General features: G+C 64.2%; 12 protein-coding genes. 8 read left to right on the plus strand and 4 right to left on the minus strand.

Annotation, left to right across the window (positions count from 1 at the left end; genetic code table 11):
* Nucleotides 1–491 precede the first annotated feature (491 nt).
* The 7 genes from glgA to QQL85_RS21810 all read left to right on the plus strand — a co-directional run bounded on the left by glgA (nucleotide 492) and on the right by QQL85_RS21810 (nucleotide 12,681).
* Complete coding sequence (gene glgA / locus QQL85_RS21780) at nucleotides 492–2,051, plus strand: glycogen synthase GlgA (protein ID WP_284356688.1); 1,560 nt, start codon at nucleotides 492–494, stop codon at nucleotides 2,049–2,051.
* Between the two features lie 14 nt (nucleotides 2,052–2,065).
* Nucleotides 2,066–3,808, plus strand: coding sequence for a malto-oligosyltrehalose trehalohydrolase (gene treZ / locus QQL85_RS21785; RefSeq protein WP_284356687.1), 1,743 nt, complete (start codon nucleotides 2,066–2,068; stop codon nucleotides 3,806–3,808).
* A complete protein-coding gene (gene malQ, locus QQL85_RS21790; protein ID WP_284356686.1) occupies nucleotides 3,805–5,874 on the plus strand; it encodes a 4-alpha-glucanotransferase in 2,070 nt (689 codons plus the stop codon). Before treZ ends, malQ begins: the two co-directional genes overlap by 4 nt.
* Complete coding sequence (locus QQL85_RS21795) at nucleotides 5,871–8,645, plus strand: malto-oligosyltrehalose synthase (protein WP_284356685.1); 2,775 nt, start codon at nucleotides 5,871–5,873, stop codon at nucleotides 8,643–8,645. The genes malQ and QQL85_RS21795 overlap by 4 nt, the downstream gene beginning before the upstream one ends.
* Before the next feature lie 17 nt (nucleotides 8,646–8,662).
* The gene (locus tag QQL85_RS21800) at nucleotides 8,663–8,944 is read left to right on the plus strand and encodes a DUF2934 domain-containing protein (RefSeq protein WP_434482164.1); all 282 of its coding nucleotides are present in this window, start codon (nucleotides 8,663–8,665) and stop codon (nucleotides 8,942–8,944) included.
* 153 nt (nucleotides 8,945–9,097) lie between these two features.
* The gene (gene glgX / locus QQL85_RS21805) at nucleotides 9,098–11,251 is read left to right on the plus strand and encodes a glycogen debranching protein GlgX (RefSeq protein WP_284356683.1); all 2,154 of its coding nucleotides are present in this window, start codon (nucleotides 9,098–9,100) and stop codon (nucleotides 11,249–11,251) included.
* Nucleotides 11,252–11,604: 353 nt separating this feature from the next.
* Nucleotides 11,605–12,681: an autotransporter domain-containing protein gene (locus QQL85_RS21810; protein ID WP_284356682.1), complete on the plus strand. Its 1,077-nt coding sequence runs from the start codon at nucleotides 11,605–11,607 to the stop codon at nucleotides 12,679–12,681.
* Between the two features lie 55 nt (nucleotides 12,682–12,736).
* Here QQL85_RS21810 and glgB read toward each other — a convergent pair whose 3' ends face one another.
* The 3 genes from glgB to QQL85_RS21825 all read right to left on the minus strand — a co-directional run bounded on the left by glgB (nucleotide 12,737) and on the right by QQL85_RS21825 (nucleotide 20,432).
* Nucleotides 12,737–14,947: a 1,4-alpha-glucan branching protein GlgB gene (gene glgB, locus QQL85_RS21815; RefSeq protein ID WP_284356681.1), complete on the minus strand. Its 2,211-nt coding sequence runs from the start codon at nucleotides 14,945–14,947 to the stop codon at nucleotides 12,737–12,739.
* Nucleotides 14,948–18,265, minus strand: coding sequence for a maltose alpha-D-glucosyltransferase (gene treS / locus QQL85_RS21820; protein WP_284356680.1), 3,318 nt, complete (start codon nucleotides 18,263–18,265; stop codon nucleotides 14,948–14,950).
* Nucleotides 18,266–18,413: 148 nt separating this feature from the next.
* On the minus strand, nucleotides 18,414–20,432 hold the full coding sequence (locus tag QQL85_RS21825; RefSeq protein ID WP_284356679.1) for an alpha-1,4-glucan--maltose-1-phosphate maltosyltransferase: 2,019 nt from the start codon (nucleotides 20,430–20,432) through the stop codon (nucleotides 18,414–18,416).
* A gap of 139 nt (nucleotides 20,433–20,571) precedes the next feature.
* Here QQL85_RS21825 and QQL85_RS21830 point away from each other — a divergent pair, with 139 nt between their 5' ends.
* Complete coding sequence (locus QQL85_RS21830; protein ID WP_284356678.1) at nucleotides 20,572–20,733, plus strand: hypothetical protein; 162 nt, start codon at nucleotides 20,572–20,574, stop codon at nucleotides 20,731–20,733.
* Nucleotides 20,734–20,811: 78 nt separating this feature from the next.
* Here QQL85_RS21830 and QQL85_RS21835 read toward each other — a convergent pair whose 3' ends face one another.
* Nucleotides 20,812–22,494: an AMP-binding protein gene (locus QQL85_RS21835; RefSeq protein ID WP_284356677.1), complete on the minus strand. Its 1,683-nt coding sequence runs from the start codon at nucleotides 22,492–22,494 to the stop codon at nucleotides 20,812–20,814.
* Nucleotides 22,495–22,728: the final 234 nt, after the last annotated feature.

Here is a 22,728-nt window from a genome sequence, read left to right on the forward strand (position 1 = left end):
GGGTTCACCCGCGAAGAAGCAAACGCCCATCCAATGCCCCACTATGGTGCAACCGCCCACTCCAGCCACAATTTGGCGCACCCGCAAAACGCCTTCGGCAAACCTTTTCACATCCGGTCACAAACGCCAACGTTTGCGTCTATTTCGCACCTAACAATAGTGACCAGTGGGTCACCTTTTTATCGCTTTCTCTCCTACACTCGGTTTTCGGCCCGCCATTTGCTCAAGGGAAGAGTGACGTAAAAAAGTCGAACTTTAAGGAAAGCCGGCGGGTCAGCAACTTAAGTAGGCCACACGCATGGGACATTCCCAGCCACGGCCCACCCACCCCAACCAGTCCAATCGCCTGCGGCCGGAATGCCGACAGCGCTGTGCCTGCGCGCACGACTCAGGGGCAAGGAACGCACTACACAGATTCGAACCAGAGAGAACCAGCACGATATATCGCCACGGGTGCCAGCACCCGGCCAAGCATAGGGACGGAGAGAAGTATGATCAGTGCCGCTGTCGAGCCTCACGTAGATTCATTCAACCCGGACAACCGCGAGCCGCTCACCCCGGATTTCGCCAAGACAGGCACGGCACCGGGCGCCCAGCGCCAGCACAACCCCAACAAACGCAAGATCCTGTTCGTGACGTCGGAAATCGCCGACCTGGTGAAAACCGGTGGCCTGGGTGACGTGTCCGCCGCCCTGCCCCGCGCCTTGGCACACTTGCACGATGTACGGGTGCTGATACCTGGCTACCGCCAGGTGATGGAAAGCGACAACCCCATCCACATCGTCGGTGAACTGGGTGGCCACGCCGCCCTGCCGCCGTGCAAGATCGGGCGTATGGACATGGCCGACGGCCTGGTCATCTATGTGCTGATCTGCCCCGAACTGTATCAGCGCGACGGCACACCCTATGGTGCCAACAATGGCCGCGACTGGCCCGACAACCACATCCGCTTCGCCCGCCTGGGCCTGGCCGCCGCCGAAATCGCTGCGGGCGAAGGCAAGATCCACTGGCAGCCCGAAGTGGTGCACGCCCATGACTGGCCCGCCGGCCTGGCACCGGCCTACATGCACTGGCGCGGGCTGAACACGCCTACCCTGTTCACCATTCACAACCTGGCTTACCAGGGTGTGTACAGCCGTGGTTGCAGCCCGGAGCTGGCAATCCCCGACCATGCCATGCAGCAGGAAGGCATGGAGTTCTACGGCAAGCTGTCGTTCCTCAAGGCCGGCTTGGCCTACTCCAGCCACATCACCACGGTCAGCGCCACTTATGCCCGGGAAATCACCACGCCGGAATTTGGCTGCGGCCTGGACGGTTTCCTGGCCAGCAAGGCTCAGCAAGGCCTGCTAGGCGGCATCCCCAATGGCATTGACGAAAGCTGGGATTCGGCCACCGACAAGCACCTGCAGCACAACTTCAGCATCAACGACTGGGAAGGCAAGGCGCGCAACACCCAGGAAGTGCGCGCATTGTTCGACCTCGACCCTTCCGAAGGCCCGCTGTTTGCGGTGGTCTCGCGGCTGGTCTACCAGAAGGGCCTGGACCTGACCTTGGGCGTGGCCGACTACATCGTCGAGCAAGGTGGGCAGATCGCGATCATCGGCCGTGGCGAGCCGGAAGAAGAGCAGGCCATGCGCGAGCTGGCGCTGCGCCACCCGGGCCGCATCGGCGTGCGCATCGGCTTCAACGAAACCGACGCACGGCGCATGTTCGCCGGCAGCGACTTCTTGCTGATGCCGTCGCGCTACGAGCCGTGCGGGCTCAGCCAGATGTATGCACAACGCTTCGGCTCGCTGCCGGTGGCGCGCAACACCGGCGGCCTGGCCGACACCATCGAGTGCGGCGTCACGGGTTTTCTGTTCAACGAGTCGACCGTCGAGAGCTACCGCCAGGCACTCAGCCGCGCCTTCTATGTGTACGGCAAGAAGGACCTGCTGAATGCCATGCGCTGCCTGTCGATGACTCAGCCGTTCAACTGGTGCCAGGCGGTGGAACCCTATGCCCGCCTCTACGAGGACCTGGTCAAGCAGGCACAGCTGAGCCACTACTGAGCGGGGGCCAGAAGATGCACAGGCATGGCGCACACTTGCTGGACGCCACGTCGGCGCGCTTCGCCCTCTGGGCACCCGATGCGCGCAGCGTGAGCGTAGAACTGGAGCAGCAGCCGGCCATTGAGCTGCTGCCCGAAGAGGACGGATGGTACACCGGCGTGGCCGCGTGCCAGGCCGGTGACCGATACCACTACCGTATCGACGGTGAACTGCAGGTGGCCGACCCGGCCTCGCGCTACCAGCCTGACGGCGTGCAGGGGCCGAGCCAGGTGGTGGATGTGACCGGTTATCCCTGGCAACACCCCTGGCAAGGCCGCCCCTGGCATGAGGCAGTGATCCAGGAACTGCATGTGGGCCTGCTCGACGGTTACGCAGGGGTTACCCGGCAGCTGCCGCGCCTTGCCGAACTCGGCATCAGTGCCATCGAACTGATGCCGCTTGGGCAGTTTCCCGGCGAGCGCAACTGGGGCTACGACGGCGTGCTGCCGTACGCGCCACAAAACACCTACGGCAGCCCCGAGCAACTGTGTGCCCTGGTCGACCAGGCCCACGGTCACGGGCTGATGGTGCTGGTGGACGTGGTGTACAACCACTTCGGCCCCGACGGCAATTACCTGCATCAATACGCCAGCCCGTTCTTCCGCGAAGACCGGCAAACGCCCTGGGGCGCCGCCATCGATTTCCGCCGCCCGCAGGTGCGCGAGTACTTTATCCAGAATGCACTGATGTGGCTGTGCGACTACCGCTGTGACGGCCTGCGCCTGGATGCCGTGCATGCCATCGACCAGCCCGACTTTCTGATCGAGCTGGCGCAGCGCGTACGTGCCGCCGTTGAGCCCGGCCGCCAGGTGTGGCTGGTGCTGGAGAACGAGCACAACCAGGCCGGCCTGCTGGAGCAAGGCTTCGACGCCCAGTGGAACGACGACGGCCACAATGCCTTGCATGTGCTGCTGACCGGCGAAACCGAAGGCTACTACGCCGACTACCAGCAACGCCCCATCGACCAATTGGCGCGCTGCCTTGGCGAAGGTTTCGTGTTCCAGGGCCAGGCCAACCGGCATGGCACGCCACGCGGCGAGCCCAGCGGGCACCTGCCGCCCAGCGCCTTCGTGTTGTTCCTGCAGAACCACGACCAGGTCGGCAACCGCGCCCTGGGCGAACGCCTCACCCGCCTGTGCCCGCCGCCAGCCCTGCGTGCGGCTACTGGTCTGTTGCTGCTGGCGCCGATGATCCCGCTGCTGTTCATGGGCGATGACGATGGCAGCTGCCGCCCCTTCCTGTTCTTTACCGATTTCCATGACCAACTGGCCGACGCTGTGCGCGAAGGCCGACGCGGCGAGTTCGCCCACTTCACCGCGTTCGCCGACCCCGAGCAACGCGCGCACATCCCCGACCCCAATGCCGAACAGACCTTCGAGGCATCACGCCCGCAAACCAAGGAAGTAATCGCTGGCTGGCACGGCCTGTACCAGCAGTTGCTCGACCTGCGCCGCCGCCATGTCACCCCGCACCTGCCCGGCTGCCGCGCGCTGGGCACCGACGTGCACGGCGACAAGGCGCTGACCGCACGCTGGCGCCTGGGCGATGGCAACACCCTGCGCATCGACCTGAACCTGGCCGACACCCCGCAGTCAATCGAATTGCCAGCTGTGCCCACCCGGCTGTTCGACAGCAGCGACACCCGACACTCCGATACCGAACTGGCCGCCTACAGCTGTGTGGTCAGCCTGCTTCCCCTTGCCCTGGAGCGCCCATGAGCGAAACCGCCCTGCACCGCTTGGCAAACCGCGTCGGGTTGAGCCGCGACTGGATCGACGCCAATGCCCGGCCCCAGCGCGTCAGTGACGAAGTGTTGCGCAACATTCTCGAAGGCCTGGGCCACCCCGCCGCCGATGACGCCGCCATTGCCGCTAGCCTGCGCGCCGTGGAAGCTGCCGAAGACAGCGAGCATTTGCCACCGCTACTCACTGCCGACCTTGGCCAGCCACTGCCACTGGCACGCTACTTCAGTGCCGCCAGCGTTGTGCACTGCACCCTGGAAGACTACGCCTCGCTTACCCTCAGCCTCGACAGCCAGGCGCGCCTGCCTGGCGAACTGCCCATCGGCTACCACCAGGTGGAAATCGACAGTCGCCGCTTCACCGTGGCCGTGGCACCGCCTCGCTGTCACAGCCTGGAAGACAAGGTGCCGCAACCGCCGCCACGCTGCTGGGGCCTGGCCGTGCAGCTGTATAGCTTGCGCCGCCCCGGCGATGGCGGCTACGGCGACTGCCTGGCCTTGGAGCAACTGGCCCGTGCGGCTGCCGAGCGCGGCGCCGATGCCTTGGCCATCAGCCCGATCCACGCCCTGTCGGCCATCGATCAGGAACACTACAGCCCTTACTCGCCCTCCAGCCGCCTGTTACTCAATACTCTTTACGCCAGCCCCGCCGCCCTGCTGGGTGAACGGGAGGTGCGCATGGCCATCGAAGCCTGCGGTCTGGAGCAGCAGTTGGAAGACCTGGAGCAACGCTCATTGGTCGACTGGCCACGCGCCGCCAGCGCCCGCTTGCGCCTGCTCGAAGCGCTGTACCAAGGCTTCAGCCAGGGCGAGCACCCGCTGCGCAGGGATTTCGACAGTTTCCGCGAGGCCGGTGGCCAGTCCCTGGAGCACCACTGCCGCTTCGAGGTATTGCAAGCGCAGGCGGTGGAGCATGGCCTGGGCGCCGACTGGCGCAACTGGCCCAAAGCCTGGCACGACCCGTACCACGCGGAAGTGGAAGCCTTTGCCAACGCCTACCCGGCCAGGGTCGAGTTCCATGCCTTTTGCCAATGGCTGACCGAGCGCGGCCTGCAACGTGCCCAGGAGGCTGCCCGCAGCAACGGCATGACCGTTGGCCTGATCGCCGACCTGGCCGTGGGTGCCGACGGTGCCGGCAGCCAGGCCTGGAGCCGCCAGGACGAACTGCTGGCGGGCCTGAAAGTAGGCGCGCCGCCCGACATTCTCAACCGTGCCGGGCAGGACTGGGGCATCTGCGCGTTTTCACCTGAAGGGCTGAAGCGCAACGGCTACCGCGCGTTCATCGAAATGCTGCGGGCCAACCTGGCCCATGCTGGTGGCCTGCGCATCGACCATGTAATGGGCCTGCGCCGGCTATGGCTGATCCCGCAAGGGGCCAAACCCAGCGAAGGCGCCTACCTCAATTACCCGCTAGACGACCTGCTGCGCTTGCTGGCTCTGGAGTCGGTGCGCCACCAGGCGATCATTCTTGGCGAAGACCTGGGCACCGTGCCCGATGGCCTGCGCGAAACACTGGCCGAAAAGGCGGTACTGGGCATGCGCGTGCTGCCCTTCGAGCAAACCCAGCCGGGCCACTTCAAGCCGATTCTGGACTGGCCGGACAACGCCCTGGCCACCACCGGCACCCATGACCTGGCGCCACTCGCAGGCTGGCTGGAAAACCGCGACATCGAGTGGAGCCACCGCCTGCAACTGATCGATGCCGCCACCGAACTGCACTGGCGCCACGACCGTCAAAAAGAGCACGACGGTTTGCGCCGCACCCTGGAGGCCAACTACGGCGCCCTGAAAGATAACGACGCGCTGATCGACGCGGCCATCCGCTATGTGGGCCATACCCGCGCGCCCCTGGTGTTGGTACCGCTCGAAGACCTGCTGGGCAGCGACGAGCAACCCAACCTGCCGGGCACCACCGCCGGACACCCCAACTGGCGCCGGCGCTTCGCCCTGCCAGTGCGTGACCTGCTCGACGACGAGGACGCGGCGCGGCGCCTGGAGCTGCTGGCCCAAGCCCGTGAACAGGCCTGGGAGCGTGACCGATGAAGCCGCTGACCGCGACCCTGCGCCTGCAGTTTCACAGCGACTTCACCCTCGATCATGCCGTGCCGCTGGTGCCGTACTTCGCCCAACTGGGCATCAGTCACCTGTATGCGTCCCCCCTCCTCAAGGCCCGCGCCGGCTCGCGCCACGGCTATGACGTGGTCGACCCGACCTGCGTCAACCCCGAACTGGGCGGCGAGGCGGCGCTGCAACGGATGGTCGCGGCCCTGCGCCAGCACGGCATGGGGCTGATCCTCGACACGGTGTCCAATCACATGGCCGTGGGCGGCGCCGACAACCCCTGGTGGCAAAGCCTGCTGGCCTGGGGCCGGCGCAGCCCGTATGCCGAGTTCTTCGATATCCAGTGGCACTCCAGCGATCCGCTGCTGGCCGGGCAACTGCTGCTGCCGTTTCTGGCCAGCGACTACGGCATAGCCCTGAAGAATGGCGAGATACCGCTTGAATTCGACAGGCAGCAAGGCACGCTGCAAATCGCCCATTACGAGCACCGCTTCCCGATCTGCCCTGTCGACTATGGCTGGATTCTCGCACTTAGCCCGGAGCCCGCACTCAAGGCCCTGGCCGAGCACTTCACGGCATTGGCCGAATCGACCACCGCGCTGGACGATGCCCTCCCCCTACACACCGAACTGGCACGCTTGGTCCGCGAAGGTGCCGACCTGGAATCGGCGCTGGTGGCATTCGACAGCCGCGCAGAAAATGGCTTCAAGCGCCTGCACCTGCTGCTGGAGCGCCAAACCTACCGCCTGGCCAGCTGGCGCACCGCCGCCGACGACATCAACTGGCGGCGTTTTTTCGACATCAACGAGCTCGGCGGGCTGCGCGTGGAGCGCCCGGCGGTGTTCGAGGCCACCCACGCCAAGCTGTTCGAGCTGGTCGAACGCGGTCTGGTCGACGGCCTGCGCATCGACCATATCGACGGCTTGGCCGACCCGCGCGGCTACTGCCGCAAACTGCGTCGGCGGGTCGATGGCCTGTTGGCGCAGCGGCCATTGAATGCTGCCCTTGAGCACTTCCCGATCTACGTCGAGAAGATCCTCGGCGCCGACGAGCACCTGCACCGCGACTGGCTCACCGACGGCACCACCGGCTACGAGTTCATGAACCAGGTCTCGCTGCTGCAACACGACCCAGCCGGTGAAGCGCCGCTGACCGAGCTGTGGGCCAACGTCACCGAACGGCCGGACTTTTCCGAAGAAGTGCGTCAGGCCCGCCACCTGGTGCTCAACGCCAGTTTGGCCGGTGACTGTGAATCGGTCGCCCAGGCGCTGTTGCAGGTCGCCCGCAACGACCTGATGACCCGCGACCTGACCCTGGGCGCCATTCGCCGGGCCTTGCAGGCACTGGCGGCGCATTACCCGGTGTACCGCACCTACTTCAATGCCTGTGGGCGCCCGGCTGAAGACGAACGCTTTTTCCAGCAAGCACTGGTCAACGCTCGGCAGGACCTCGGTGAAGGCGACTGGCCGTTACTGGAACACCTTGAACAATGGCTGGGCGGGCAAGCCTGGCGGCACCTGCCACCCGGTCGTGCCCGCAAGCAGTTGCGCCATGCCTGCGTGCGCTTCCAGCAGTTGACTGCGCCCAGCGCGGCCAAGGCCGTGGAGGACACCGCCTTCTACCGCAGCGCCCGGCTGCTGTCGCGCAACGACGTGGGCTTCGAGGCCGAGCGTTTCAGCGCCCCGCCCATGCACGTTCACAACGAAGCCCAGCGGCGCCTGCGCGACTTTCCCGACAACCTGCTGGCCACCGCCACCCATGACCACAAGCGTGGCGAAGACACCCGTGCACGCCTGGCCGTGCTCAGCGAACGCGGCCCGTGGCTGGCCAGCCGGGTGGCGCATTGGCGCGAACTGGCCGAGCCCCTGCGTACGCAGCTGGACGATGGCCTGGCCCCCAGCCCCGGCGACGAGCTGATGCTGTTGCAAACCCTGCTCGGCAGTTGGCCGCTGAACCTCGACCTGCACGACGATAACAGCCTGCGCCGATATGCCGAGCGTATCCGCCAATGGCAGCAGAAGGCCCTGCGCGAAGCCAAGTTGCGCAGCAGCTGGAGCGCGCCGAACGAGGCCTACGAAAACGCCTGTGCCCGCTACATCGACGGCCTGCTGCTGGACAGCCAGAACCAGCAACTGCGCAAATCCGTGGCGGATGCCGCGCAACTGCTGGCCTGCCCCGGCGCCCTCAATGGCCTGGTGCAGGCCATGCTGCGCATGACCACGCCCGGCGTGCCCGACCTGTATCAGGGCAACGAATACTGGGACTTCAGCCTGGTCGACCCGGACAACCGCCGCGCCGTGGACTACGCTTGCAGGCGTGCCACCCTGGACGATGCCACGCCCGCCGCCGAGCTGCTGGCACACTGGCGCGACGGCCGCATCAAGCAAGCCTTGATCGCCCGGTTGCTGGACTGCCGCCAGGCCCACGCCGACCTGTTCCGCCTCGGCGCCTACCTGCCGCTGACGGTGCAAGGCCGGCATGCAGACCATGTGATCGCCTTTGCCCGCCTGGGTGAAGGTGAACGCGCCATCATCGTCGCCCCGCGCCTGGCCAGTGGCCTGCTGGGTGGCGCTGCTACCCCGTTGATCCCGGCACAGAACTGGGACGACACCCGGCTGGTATTGCCGTTTGCCTTGTCGCCTGCCAACTCGACGGGACTTTTCCCCTGTGCGGCGGTCAGCCCTTCAAGGGAGCTGATGTTGAGCGCCGTGCTGGCGGAGTTTCCGGTCAACGTGTTGATACAACAATCTTGAGCATCAGGAGCGTCATGATGAGTGTCGATGAAAAACGAATTCGCGAATTTGCCTACCAGATCTGGGAGTCCGAGGGTAAGCCTGTAGGCGAGGAAGAGCGCCACTGGGACATGGCCCGCAAGCTAGCCGAGGCTGAGGCACTGGCACCGAAAGCGGAGCCGCGCAAGCGGGCGCCGGCCAAGCCCAAGGTAGCAGCTGAGCCCAAAGCACCTGCCGACCCCAAGGTAGCTGCCCTTCCGGGCGTCAAACCCGCTGCGGCGAAAAAGCCCCGGGCAGTGAAAAAGCCATCTGCTGGTTAAGCCTGGCCCGGCCTCTTCGCGGGTAAACCCGCTCCCACAGGTACTGCACAAGTTTCAGAAGCTGTGCGGTACTTGTGGGAGCGGGTTTACCCGCGAAGAGGCCGGTGCAGGACAACAGAATTCCTCTTCCACCAAGGCCCTACGAGGATTGCCATGAGCCCCCGCACCCCAAAGAAAACCCGCTCGGTTGCACCATCGCGCATCCGCGAAGGCCTGCCCTTCCCCCTCGGCGCCACCTGGGATGGCCTTGGGGTGAATTTCGCCCTGTTTTCGGCCAACGCCACCAAGGTCGAACTGTGCCTGTTCGACTCCACCGGCGAGCAGGAAATCGAACGCATCGAACTACCCGAATACACCGATGAGATCTACCACGGCTACCTACCTGATGCGCACCCAGGGCTGGTCTACGGCTACCGGGTATACGGCCCCTACGAGCCAGAGAACGGCCACCGCTTCAACCCCAACAAACTGCTGATCGACCCCTACGCCAAGCAGCTGGTCGGCAGCCTGAAATGGTCCGAGGCGCTGTTCGGCTACACCATCGGCCACCCCGACGGCGACCTGTCGTTCGACGAACGCGACAGCGCGCCGTTCGTGCCCAAATGCAAGGTGATCGACCCCGCGTTCACCTGGGGCCGCGACCAGCGCGTGCTCATCCCCTGGGAACGCACCATCATCTACGAAGCGCACACCCGCGGCATCAGCATGCGCCACCCGGCCGTACCGGAGGAACTACGTGGCACCTTTGCTGGCATGGCCAATGACGAGCTGCTCAAGCACATCAAGGAGCTGGGCGTTTCCAGCATCGAGTTGCTGCCGATCCATGCCTTCGTCAACGACCAGCACCTGCTGGACAAGGGCCTGAACAACTACTGGGGCTACAACAGCATCGCCTTCTTCGCCCCCCACCCGCGCTACCTGGCCAGCGGCAAGATCGCCGAGTTCAAGGAGATGGTCGCGCACCTGCACGACGCCGGGCTGGAGGTGATTCTGGATGTGGTCTACAACCACACCGCCGAAGGCAACGAGCGCGGCCCCACCCTGTCGATGCGCGGCATCGACAACGCCTCGTACTACCGCCTGATGCCAGACGACAAACGCTATTACATCAACGATTCCGGCACCGGCAACACCCTGGACCTGAGCCACCCCTGCGTGCTGCAACTGGTGACCGACTCGCTGCGCTACTGGGCCGGTGAAATGCATGTGGACGGCTTCCGCTTCGACCTGGCGACCATCCTTGGCCGCTACCACGACGGCTACAGCGAGCGCCATGGCTTCCTCGTCGCCTGCCGCCAGGACCCGATGCTGAGCCAGGTCAAACTGATTGCCGAACCCTGGGACTGCGGCCCAGGTGGCTACCAGGTGGGCAATTTCGCCCCCGGCTGGGCCGAGTGGAACGACCGCTTCCGCGACACCGTGCGAGCCTTCTGGAAGGGTGACGAGGGCCAACTGGCCGATTTTGCCTCACGCATGACCGCCTCAGGCGACATGTTCAACAACCGTGGCCGGCGCCCGTATGCTTCGGTCAACTTCGTCACCGCCCACGACGGTTTCACCCTGCGCGACCTGGTGTCTTACAACCACAAGCACAACGAAGACAACGACGAGAACAACCAGGACGGCACCGACAACAACCTGTCGTGGAACTGCGGCGTGGAAGGGCCCACCGACGACCCGGGCATCAATGCCCTGCGCATGCGCCAGATGCGCAACTACTTCGCCACCTTGCTGCTGGCTCAAGGCACGCCGATGATCGTTGCCGGTGATGAGTTCAGCCGAACCCAGCATGGCAACAACAACGCCTACTGCCAGGACAGCGAGATCGGCTGGGTGAACTGGGACCTGGACCAGGACGGCGAGGAACTGCTGGCCTTCGTCAAACGCCTCACCCGCCTACGCCTTACCTACCCGGTGTTGCGCCGCTCGCGCTTTTTGGTGGGGGACTACAATGAGACGATCGGGGTCAAGGACGTGACCTGGCTGGCGCCGGATGGCAGCGAAATGAGCGTGGCGCAATGGGAAGACCCGCATGGGCGTTGCCTGGGCATGCTGATCGACGGCCGCGCGCAGGTGAGTGGCATTGCCCGACCAGGTGCCGAGGCCACCGTGCTGCTGATCGTCAATGCCCACCATGACAGCGTGCCATTCAAGTTACCGGCGGTGCCCGAGGGCGAATACTGGAGCTGCCTGGTGGATACCGACCGGCCGGAGCTACGCAAGGGGCAGCACCTGCAGTTCGACAGCACGTTCGAGGTCACAGGGCGGTCGATGCTGCTGATGGTGTTGCAGCACGAGGAAGACTGAATCACCTGCCATTGGCCGTCCAGGTGAGGCGCTAGCAATCATTCTTCATAGCCAGGGTGCGGCAAATAGCGAACCCCGCTATACCCTACTCATTTGCTCAACAAATCAAGGGTTTGAACCAAACCACGAAGCGTGAACAGATTCTTCACGCTTTCTTGACGCAAGCGGCGTCCTCTCCTTAGCTGAACATTACCTAGCAGTAAAGATCTCGCGCCGGGCCTCTAGCTCGCGCCTTTGTGCGCGCTTGCGAAAGCTGGCGTGCTGGTTTGGGTCGCCCCCTGTTTTTGCCGTACAGCTCGTGACAACAGGCCAGGTCCTCGGGCTGTACCCCACAAAAACAAAGGAGATCCGCCATGAAATGCACCTCGAACCCCTTGCGCTTCGACAGCATTTTCTACGCGGTTTCCACGTCGCTGCTTCTGGCAACCCCAGTGGAAACTTTCGCGTACGAATTGCAGGATGACCCCACCTCTCCCGGCTTTTTGCAGCAGCCTGCAATGCCGCCGCTGTCGCTCGACCCCGTCAGCGCCAGTGGTTTGAGTATGGGTACGCTGAATGCGTTTTCGCAGAAGATGAGCGAGCGCCACGGGCAGGCGGCACCCGACCTGGTCGCCAGCCAGTGGGCGCAGTTCTTCCCCACCACCTCGCGCAAAGGCGCACTGCCCCCAGACCAGCTGGAGGCCCCCAGCCAGCAACTGATGATCGGCCCGGACCTGTTCGTGCGTGAAACTGCAGCGGGCAATGTGCACCGCGCGGGAATTTTCGTGGGGCACAACAACCTGCAGAGCAGCTTCAACGGCATGCGCCCACTGCTGGGCGACAAACAGCGCAATGCGGTGAACCTGAGCGGGGAAAGCCTGGGCGTTTACTGGAGCATGACCCATGAGCAGGGCTGGCACCTGGACGCCGTGGCCATGGGGTCGCGCATCGATGTGCTGGGCCGTGGTGAAAACGGCCAGCGCCTGGACGACAGCGGCCACGCAATGACCTTTTCGGTAGAAGGCGGCTACCCGATTCGCCTGGGTGGCAACTGGGTGATCGAGCCCCAGGCACAGTTGATCAACCAGCAGTTCTTCCCCGGTAATCAGGTACAGGAAGAAACGTTGCGGGCCTTTGACAGCCAGCCGAGCTGGAGTGGCCGGGTGGGTGCCAGGTTGTCCGGGCGTTACGAAGTGCGCGGCATGCCCATCGAACCCTATGTGCGGACCAACGTGTGGTATGACTTCAGCAATCCTGACGAGGTGAAGCTGGACCAGGTCGACAAGATCTCCAGTTCACGCTACTCGACCACGGTGGAGTTGGGGTTGGGGCTGGTGGCGCGGGTGACGCCTTCGGTGGCGTTGTTTGTGAGTGCCGATTACAGCAGTGATGTGGATGACAATGATTTGAATGGACTGATTGGTAGCCTTGGGGTGCGCATGCGGTGGTAGGCAGGACCGGCCTCTTCGCGGGCACGCCCGCGAAGAGGCCAGCGCAGGCAAAACGTCAGGCCGGTTTCATTATCAGAACCCCAAGCGGCGGTAGGTTCAACGCCAGCGACAATGGCTGCCCATGGCTGCTCACCGCCTCACTGGCCACCGCGCCCAGGTTACCCACGTTGGACCCTGCATACAGCTCGGCATCGCTGTTCAGCAGCTCTTGCCAGCGCTCGCCAAACGGCACGCCAATCCGATACCCCTCGCGCGGCACCGGGGTAAAGTTGGCCACTACCAGCACCGGCTCGCCACTGCTGCTCCAGCGTAGCCAGGCGTACACGCTGTTCTGCGCATCATCCCCAATCAACCACTGGAAGCCCTGCGGCTGGCAGTCCTGCTCGTGCAGTGCCGGTACCTCGCGGTAAAGGCGGTTGAGGTCGCCGACCAGCCGCTGCACACCCTGATGCTCGGGGTACTGCAGCAGATACCAGTCCAGTTCGCTGTCATGGTTCCACTCACGCCACTGACCGAACTCGCAGCCCATGAACAGCAGCTTCTTGCCCGGGTGCGCCCACATGAAGGTGAGGTAGGCGCGCAGGTTGGCGAACTTCTGCCAGCGGTCGCCGGGCATCTTGTCGATCAGCGAATGCTTGCCATGCACCACTTCGTCGTGGGAGATGGGCAGGATGAAGTGCTCGGAATAGGCGTAGATCAGCCCGAAGCTCATCTCGTTGTGGTGGTGGGCGCGGTGCACCGGGTCGTTCTGGATGTAATGCAGGGTGTCGTGCATCCAGCCCATGTTCCACTTGTAGGCAAAGCCCAACCCGCCCTGCTGGGTCGGCTGGCTGACGCCGGGCCAGGCGGTGGACTCCTCGGCGATGATCAGTGCGCCGGGGGCCTCGTGCGCGGCCACGCCGTTGAGGTGGCGGATGAAGTCGATGGCTTCGAGGTTCTCGCGTCCGCCGTGGCGGTTGGGCACCCATTCGCCGGCCTTGCGCGAGTAGTCGCGGTACAGCATCGAAGCCACTGCATCGACCCGCAGGCCGTCGATGTGGAAGTGCTTCAACCAGTGCAGGGCCGAAGCCATCATGAAACCGCGTACTTCGTTGCGGCCGAGGTTATAGATCAGCGTGTTCCAGTCCTGGTGGTAGCCCTCCAGGGGGTTGTCGTATTCGTACAGGGCAGTGCCGTCGAAACGCGCCAGACCGTGTTCATCGGTGGGGAAATGCGCTGGCACCCAGTCGAGCAGCACACCAATGCCGCCCTGGTGGCAGGCATCGATGAAGGCGGCGAAATCCTCGGCGCTGCCATAGCGTGAGGTGGGCGCGAACAGGGACAGCGGCTGATAGCCCCATGAGCCGCCAAACGGGTGCTCCATGATTGGCAGCAGTTCAATATGGGTAAAGCCCAGTTGCTGCACGTAAGGCACCAGGCGTTCGGCCAGTTCGCGCCAGTTGTAATAGCGCCCGACTTCACCCGCTTCATCCAGCTCGCAGCGCCATGAGCCAGGGTGCAGCTCGTAGATCGACAGTGGCGCGTTGTAGGCATGGCGCTGCGCACGCTGTGCCATCCAGTCGTGGTCCTGCCAATCGTGGCTGAGTGCATTGGCGACCTTGGACGCGGTGCTGGGTGGCAATTCGGTGGCGCGGGCCAGCGGGTCTGCCTTCAGTGGCAAAATCCCCTCCTTGCCCAACACCTCGAACTTGTAGGTTTCACCCACACCCAGGCGCGGCACGAACAGCTCCCACACCCCGGCACTGTGGCGCAGGCGCATGGGGTGGCGGCGGCCATCCCAGTTGTTGAAGTCACCCACCACCGACACCCGCCGGGCGTTGGGTGCCCACACCGAAAAGCACACGCCGGCAATGCCATCGACCTGGACCGGCTGGGCGCCAAAGCGCCCGGACAAGTCGCGATGGTTGCCTTCGGCGAACAGGTGCAGGTCCATGTCACCCAGTTGCGGGCCGAAGCTGTAGGGGTCTTCAGTGACTTGCTCGCCACCCGCCCAACCGACTTGCAGCAGATAAGCCTGTGCATCATCGAGGTGCGCGGTGAACAAGCCCGGTACACGCCCTTGCACCATTTCGGCCAGGACGCGCCCATCATGGCGCGTCAGCACCCGGGCACTCAGCGCATCGGGCAGGAAGGCGCGGATAAACACCCCGCCCGCACCGTCGCCGTGAGGGCCTAGCACTGCAAAGGGATCGGCGTGCTCGGCGCGGGCCAGGGCATCCAGGTCCCGTTGCCGAAGGCCGCCGTTTTCACGCGTGGTTGCATTCATCTATGACTCTCCCCAGGTACTGATCAGTCCATGCAGGCCATGCAAAGGCACGGCCAGCCAGCTCGGACGGTTTTCGGCTTCGTAGGTGATCTCGTAGGCGGCTTTTTCCAGGCAGAACAGTTCCAGTGCGGCGCGCTCGCCCTCGGCCTGTTGCCAGGCATGGGGCATGGCGGCGGTGGCCAGGCCATAGGCTTCGACGAAGGCGTGGCGCGACTGATGCAGGTACTGCCGGGCAACCCGCTGACGAGCCTGCCGCGCCGGGCCGGAAAGGTCGACCGCAGACGCGCTGCGCAGGATCATGGCAGCAGCATAGTCGAAGGATCGCAACACGCCGCTGACATCCTTGTACGGGCTGTGTTTTGCCCGGCGCTCTTGCAGTGGGCGGGACGGTTCACCTTCGAAATCGATCAGGTAGGCGTCGCCCTGCACCACCAGCACCTGGCCCAGGTGGAGGTCACCGTGCACGCGCATCAGCAGGCCACCCTGGGCCTGCCCGGCCAGCTGGCTGATGTGTTGGGCCAGGCCGTCGCGTTGTTGCTGCAGGTCGTCGACCAAGGCCTGGCTGTCACTGTCGAGGTTGTCGCGGTGCTGGGCCAGCACGTCGAGGGCACGGGTCAGTTCGGCGCTGATCTGCGTGGCCCAGTGCTGGCTGTCGCTGGCATCACTGGGGCGCGGGCGGAACGCCTCATCGTCGGTGGGGGCGGCCAGCAGCAGGTGCATTTCACCCAGGCGCTGGCCAAGCAAGGCCGCGAAGCCGCTGAGTTCGGCCAACGCGTCGGTGTGCGGCTCGGCATCATTGGCGGTGGGCTCCATCTGGTCGCGGATCGCCCGCTCCAGGGTGTTCTGGGTCCAGGCCCAGGCATCGCCCTGGTTGTTCAGATACCCCTGGGCAATCATCAGCAGGTGTGGCACATGGTGTTCGTCCACCCGGCTGACCGACGCCAGCAACGGCGAGATATTGGCAAAGCCGGCGGCGGTGAGGTAAGCACTCATTTCCAGCTCAGGATGGATACCCGGGTTGACCCGACGGATCAGCTTGAGCACCACCCGGTCGCCGATCACCACCGAGCTGTTGGACTGCTCGGCGCTGAGGTAGCGCACTGCGCTTTCGTCGTTCAACGCCTGGCCTGCCAACTGCTCCGTGCTTTCGAAGCGCAGTTCACCCTCAGCGTTGCCGCAAGGCAGGCGCATACCCTCCTGACAGGCGCGCAGCACCGCACGAATGAAGGGTTCGAGAACGAAGGCGTCGGTGATCAGGCCCACCTGATGGGCACGGCGCACCCGCGACAGGGCCAATTGCTGCGGCAGCGCGGTGTTGATGTCTTCCTCGCGCAGCAGGCCGAACGGCAACTGGTAGCGGTTGGCCGTGCCGTCGCTGAGCACGTCGATTTCGCTGAGCAGTACCGGCGTGGTGGCGGTGCCGAAGCGCACGCCGTAGCACAACCGAACGGCGTCGATCGGCCCCTCCTTGCCGGCGAACCAGCGCCGCTTTGGCAAGTACTGCGGCAGGATGCTGTTTTGCAGGGTATCGCTTGACGGTGCTTCCAGCAGTTCTTCCAAGCGTTTGCGCAGCACTAGCGTGGTCAATTCGGGTAATCCCTCGGTGGCCTGGACGTGCCAACTGGGCATGCGGTCGTGCGGCGCCAGCAGGAACCAGTAGAAGGCATAGGGTGGCAAGGTGAGCAGGAACGGTAACTGGCCAATCGGTGGGAAGGCGCTGCCGCCAAGCATCTCCACCGGTACTTTGTCGGCGTATTGTGACAATTCCAGTTCAGCGGCCTGGGCGGCACGCGAAACGTTGGCCACACAGAGGATGACGTCGGTGTTGCCGTCGGCATCGGTGTACTCGCGGATGTAAGCGAGGATACGCCGGTTGCTGGGCGTGAGGGTGCGCAGGCTGCCGCGGCCAAAGGCCTTTTGCTGCTTGCGCACCGCCAGCATGCGCCGGGTCCAGTTCAGCAGCGAATGCGAGTCGTGGCTCTGGGCTTCGACGTTGACGGTCTGGTAGCCGTACAGCGGGTCCATGATCGGCGGCAGCACCAGGCGCTGCGGGTCGGCGCGGGAAAAACCGCCGTTGCGGTCTGGCGACCATTGCATCGGCGTGCGCACGCCGTCGCGATCGCCCAGGTAGATGTTATCGCCCATGCCCAGTTCGTCGCCGTAATACAAGGTGGGCGTGCCCGGCATCGACAGCAGCAGGCTGGTGAGCAGCTCGATACGCCGGCGGTCACGCTGCAGCAGTGGCGCCAGGCGCCGGCGGATCCCTAAGTTGATGCGGGCGCGGCGGTCTTCGGCGTAGTAGTTCCACAGGTAATCGCGCTCGCGGTCGGTGACCATTTCCAGGGTCAGCTCATCGTGGTTGCGCAGGAAGATCGCCCATTGGCAGTTGGCGGGGATTTCCGGCGTCTGGCGCAGGATGTCGGTGATCGGGAAGCGGTCTTCCATGGCCAGGGCCATGTACATGCGCGGCATCAGCGGGAAATGGAAGGCCATATGGCACTCGTCGCCTTCGCCTTCGCCGAAGTACGGGCGGGTGTCTTCGGGCCACTGGTTGGCCTCGGCCAGCAGCATGCGGTCGGGGTAGTTGGCGTCGATTTCGGCGCGGATGGCCTTGAGCACCGTGTGGGTCTCGGGCAGGTTTTCGTTGTTGGTGCCGTCGCGTTCGATCAGGTAGGGGATGGCATCCAGGCGCAGGCCATCGACGCCCAGGTCGAGCCAGAAACGCATGACATCGATCACCGCCTTGAGCACCTGCGGATTGTCGAAATTGAGGTCGGGCTGGTGCGAATAGAAGCGGTGCCAGAAGTACTGGCCGGCGACCGGGTCCCAGGTCCAGTTGGACTTTTCGGTGTCGAGAAAGATGATGCGCGTGCCGTCGTACTTCTGGTCATCGTCGGACCACACATAGAAATCGCGCGCCTTGCTGCCGCGCTTGGCATGGCGGGCACGCTGGAACCACGCGTGCTGGTCGCTGGTGTGGTTGATGACCAGTTCGGTGATCACCCGCAGGCCGCGCTTGTGGGCCTCGGCGATGAAGCGGCGGGCGTCTGCCAGGCTGCCGTAATCAGGGTGCACGGCCTTGTATTCGGCGATGTCGTAACCGTCGTCGCGCCGTGGCGAGGGGTAGAACGGCAGCAGCCACAGGGTGTTGACGCCCAGCTCGGCGATGTAGTCGAGCTTGCTGATCAGGCCGGCGAAGTCGCCGATGCCGTCGTTGTTCGAATCGAAGAACGACTTGATGTGCAGCTGGTAGATGACGGCGTCCTTGTACCACAGCGGGTCGTCGATGAAGGCTGCCGGACGGGAACGCTTGGCCATGGGGGACTCCTTTCAAAGCTGTCTTGAGCTCGCGCGAGCCTCTGTGGGAGCGGGTTCACCCGCGAAGCAGGCACCGCGGTGTGTGGCACCGGCTTTGCCGGTGTTCGCGGGTGAACCCGCTCCCACAGGGGGTGGCGTGTGTACCTTGCTAGCGGGCTTTTTCGATACGCCAGATACCGAATGGCTGGTGCCAGGGCTCGATGCGCATGAACTGGGTCTTGCCATACCACGACCAGCGGTGGCCGTTCATCAGGTCTTCGCCATGGGTTTCGGCGTTGTCGTCCAGGCCCAGCTCCCACAGCGGCAGCTCGAAATGCGCCTCCTGGGCGTTGTGCGGGTCGAGGCTGATTGCCACCAGGATGTAGTTGTCGCGCTCGGGCGTGCGTTTGGCGAAGTACAGGATGTTGTCGTTCCAGCAGTTGAAGAACGCCACGCCCAGGTGGGTCTGCAAGGCTCGGTTCTGGCGGCGGATGCGGTTGAGCTGGGCGATCTCGGCAATGATGTTGCCAGGCTGGGTGAAGTCCCGTGGGCGGATTTCGTATTTCTCCGAATCCAGGTACTCCTCCTTGCCCGGCAGCGGCGTGCCTTCGCACAGTTCAAAGCCCGAATACATGCCCCACAGGCCCGAGCCCATGGTGGCCAGTGCGGCGCGGATGAGGAAGCCGGCACGGCCGGAGGTATGCAGGAAGTACGGGTTGATATCCGGAGTGTTGACGAAAAAGTTGGGCCGGTAGCACTGGCTCCACGGCGGCTGGTTGAGCTGCTCGTAGAATTCGCGCAATTCCTGCTTGGTGTTACGCCAAGTGAAGTAGGTGTAGCTCTGCGCGTAGCCGACCTTGCCCAGGCGCACCATCATCGCAGGCCGGGTGAACGCCTCGGCGAGGAAGATTACGTCCGGGTGCCGGGCGCGTACATCGGCGATCAGCCATTGCCAGAACGGCAGCGGTTTGGTGTGCGGGTTGTCGACGCGGAAGGTTTTCACGCCCTCCTCCACCCAGCCGATGATCACATCGCGCAGGGCCAGCCACAGGCTCGGCACCGCGTCGGGGGCGTAGAAGTCGACATTGACGATGTCCTGGTACTTTTTCGGCGGGTTCTCGGCATAGCGGATGGTGCCGTCCGGGCGCCAGCTGAACCAGCCCGGGTGCTCCTTGAGCCAGGGGTGGTCCTGGGAGCACTGGATAGCGAAGTCGAGGGCGATCTCCAGGCCGTGCTCGGCAGCCGCAGCCACCAAGCGGCGGAAGTCGTCGCGGCTGCCCAGTTGCGGGTGAATCGCATCGTGGCCACCTTCGGCGCTGCCGATGGCGTAAGGGCTACCCGGGTCGCCCGGCTGGGCCGTGAGTGCGTTGTTGCGGCCTTTGCGGTGTTGCGTGCCAATGGGGTGGATGGGCGGGAAGTACAGCACGTCGAAGCCCATGTCGCGGATCATCGGCAGGCGTTCATGCACATCGTTGAACGTGCCGTGGCGCTTGGGGTCGTCAGTGATCGAGCGTGGGAACAGCTCGTACCAGCTGGCAAACTGGGCTGCCGGGCGGTCGACATCAACGGGAAATTCACGGCTGCGGGCCAGGTAGCTGCGGTGTTCGGCCTCACTCATCAGGCGTGCGGTGGCCGGGTCGAGAAACAGCACTACCTGGTCGTCGGTGCCGAGTGTGGCCAGGCGCTGCAGCGTGGCCTGTAGCTCCTCACGCAGGGCGCCTTTGCACAGGTCAATGCCTTTGCCCAGCATCAACCGGCCCTCTTCCAGCTCCAGCGTTACCTCGACACCGGCGTGGTACTTTTTCTCCAGGTCGTGGCAATAGGTGGCGAAGGGGTCGACCCAGGCTTCGATGCTGAACAGGTGTGGGCCCAGCTCGGTGGGGGTGAATTCGGCCAGCCACAGGTCGTTGCCCGGTGAGTGCATGGGCACGCAATGCCAGCGGCGGCTGTTGGCCTGCCGCCAGCTGAGCATCACCGCCAGGCGGTCGTGGCCATCGCAATAGACTTTGCTGCTGACCGCCACCGGCTGGCCGCTGATGGCCTTGGCGGCGAAGGTGCCGGCTTCGAGCACGGGTTGAGTGTCTTCGATCACGATGCGCGGCGCCAGCAGCGCCTGGGACAGGCCGATGGCCTGGTCCGCGTGATCGTTCGCCATGGGCACGCTTTCAAAGGGCTCGTTACGTGACATCGACCTTGCTCCCTCAGGCTGGTGGCGGTAAGGGTTCAGAGCCGGGCACAGGCGTGGGGTTCAAAAAAATTGAGCGAACGGCAGCTGCGCGAAGTCGAAGCCTGCAGCACCTCTTCATTCACCCACGCGAGGTCAGGCCATGAACATTCCCATTCCACCGGAAACCCCCGATCCCAACATCGACGACCCCAGCTTGCCGCCGCCCGTGCCGGAAGAAGAACCGGACGAACGGCCAATCAAGCCGACCATGCCGCCGACGGTGGGCGACCCGCCAAGCCAGGAACCACCGGTGAAGGCTTAAGGGTAGACCAGGAATTTGTGCTGGCAGGACCGGCCGCTTCGCGGGCAAGCCCGCGACGCGGCCGGTTGAGCCAAGGCATCAACCGGCAGTTGCAGCCGAAATTTCCGCCACACTGATCTCCCGCATGCGGAATTTCTGCACCTTGCCCGTCACTGTCATCGGGTATTCGTCAACGAAGCGGATATGCCGCGGCACTTTGAAGTGCGCAATGCGCGCCTTGCACCAGCCCTGCAGTTCCTCAATCGTGGCACTGTGCCCGGGATGCAGCTTGATCCAGGCGACAATCTCTTCGCCGTAGCGGCTGCACGGAATGCCGATCACCTGCGCATCAGCCACCGCCGGGTGGGTATAGAAGAACTCCTCCAGTTCACGCGGGTAAATGTTCTCACCGCCACGAATGATCATGTCCTTGTTGCGCCCGACGATGCGCACATAACCGTGCTCGTCCATCACCGCCAGGTCACCCGAATGCATCCATCCCGCCGGGTCTATGGCATCTGCCGTGGCCTGGGGGTTGTCCCAGTAGCCAAGCATCACGCTGTAGCCACGCGTACACAGCTCGCCGATTTCGCCACGCGCAACGATGCAGCCGTCGGCATCCACCAGTTTGTTCTCCAACTGCGGCTGGGTGCGGCCGACGGTGGTCACGCGCAGCTCCAGCTCGTCATCCGGGCCGGTTTGCAGCGATACCGGGCTGGTTTCGGTCATGCCGTAAGCGATCTGTACTTCGGCCATGTGCATCTGGTCGATGACCCGGCGCATGACTTCGATCGGGCAAGTGGCACCGGCCATGATGCCGCTGCGCAGGGTCGACAGGTCCATGCCTTGGCGGGCCGGGTGATCGAGCATGGCGATGAACATGGTCGGCACGCCGTACAGGATGCTGGCGCGCTCCTCGGCCACGGCGCGCAGGGTGAGTTCGGCGTCGAAGGCGTCGTTGGGGTAGATCATGGTGCTGCCGTGGGTGATGCAGCCGAGGTTGGCCATGACCATGCCGAAGCAGTGGTACAGCGGCACCGGGATCACCATGCGGTCGCACTCGGTCAGGCCCAGGCTTTCGCCGACCATGAAGCCGTTGTTGAGGATGTTGTAGTGGCTGAGCGTGGCGCCCTTGGGCGCGCCCGTAGTGCCTGAGGTGTACTGGATATTCACCGGCTGGTCGAACTGCAGGCTTTGCTGACGAGCGGTGTAGGCTTGCGTCGAGGTCTGCCCTGCCCTCTCAGCCAGCGCATGCCAGGGCAGGAATCCGGCAGGCGGGTTGGCGGCCAGGCTGACAACGCCGCGCAACTCGGGCAGGCGTTCGCAGGCCAGCTCGCCCGGCATGGCGTTGGCCAGTTCCGGGGCCAGTTCCTGAACCATGGCGTGATAGTCAGAGGTCTTGAAGGCATCGGCGCACACCAGCCAGCGGCAGCCGGACTGGCGCAACACATATTCCAGCTCACCCACCCGGTAGGCCGGGTTGATATTGACCAGGATGGCGCCAACCTTGGCGCTGGCCAGTTGCAGGATGCACCACTGGGCGCAATTGGGTGACCAGATGCCAACCCGGTCACCTGTGTTGACGCCGAGGGCCATCAGGGCGCGGGCATGCACTTCGACCTGTTCGGCCAGTTGGCGCCAGCTGTAACGCAGGCCTTGGTGACGCGACACCAGCGCCTCGCCGTCGGCACAGCGGGCAACGGTGGCATCGAAGGCCTGGCCGATCGTCTGGGTCAGCAAGGGTTGGTCCTGGCGACCACGCGTATAGCTCGGTTGACTCATGGGTGTCCCTTCTTGTGTTTGTTCTGGGCACGGCTGAAGCAGCGGGAATACTCTGGCTCAGATTTACGTTAACGTAAAGGTGATGAGTAGATTGACAGTGATCGCAGGCAGGTTTACGTTAACGTAAAGGTGATGAACAACACCCACTTGCAGGCAATACGCCGCTCCCACAGGGGTCGGGGTTGGATCCGCAAGCTACGGTGTAACCCAATTTCAAGAACAAGAAGGTGCCCC

Origin of the sequence: Pseudomonas putida (assembly GCF_030159595.1) — a bacterium.
GTDB classification, from domain to species: Bacteria; Pseudomonadota; Gammaproteobacteria; order Pseudomonadales; family Pseudomonadaceae; genus Aquipseudomonas; species Aquipseudomonas putida_AC.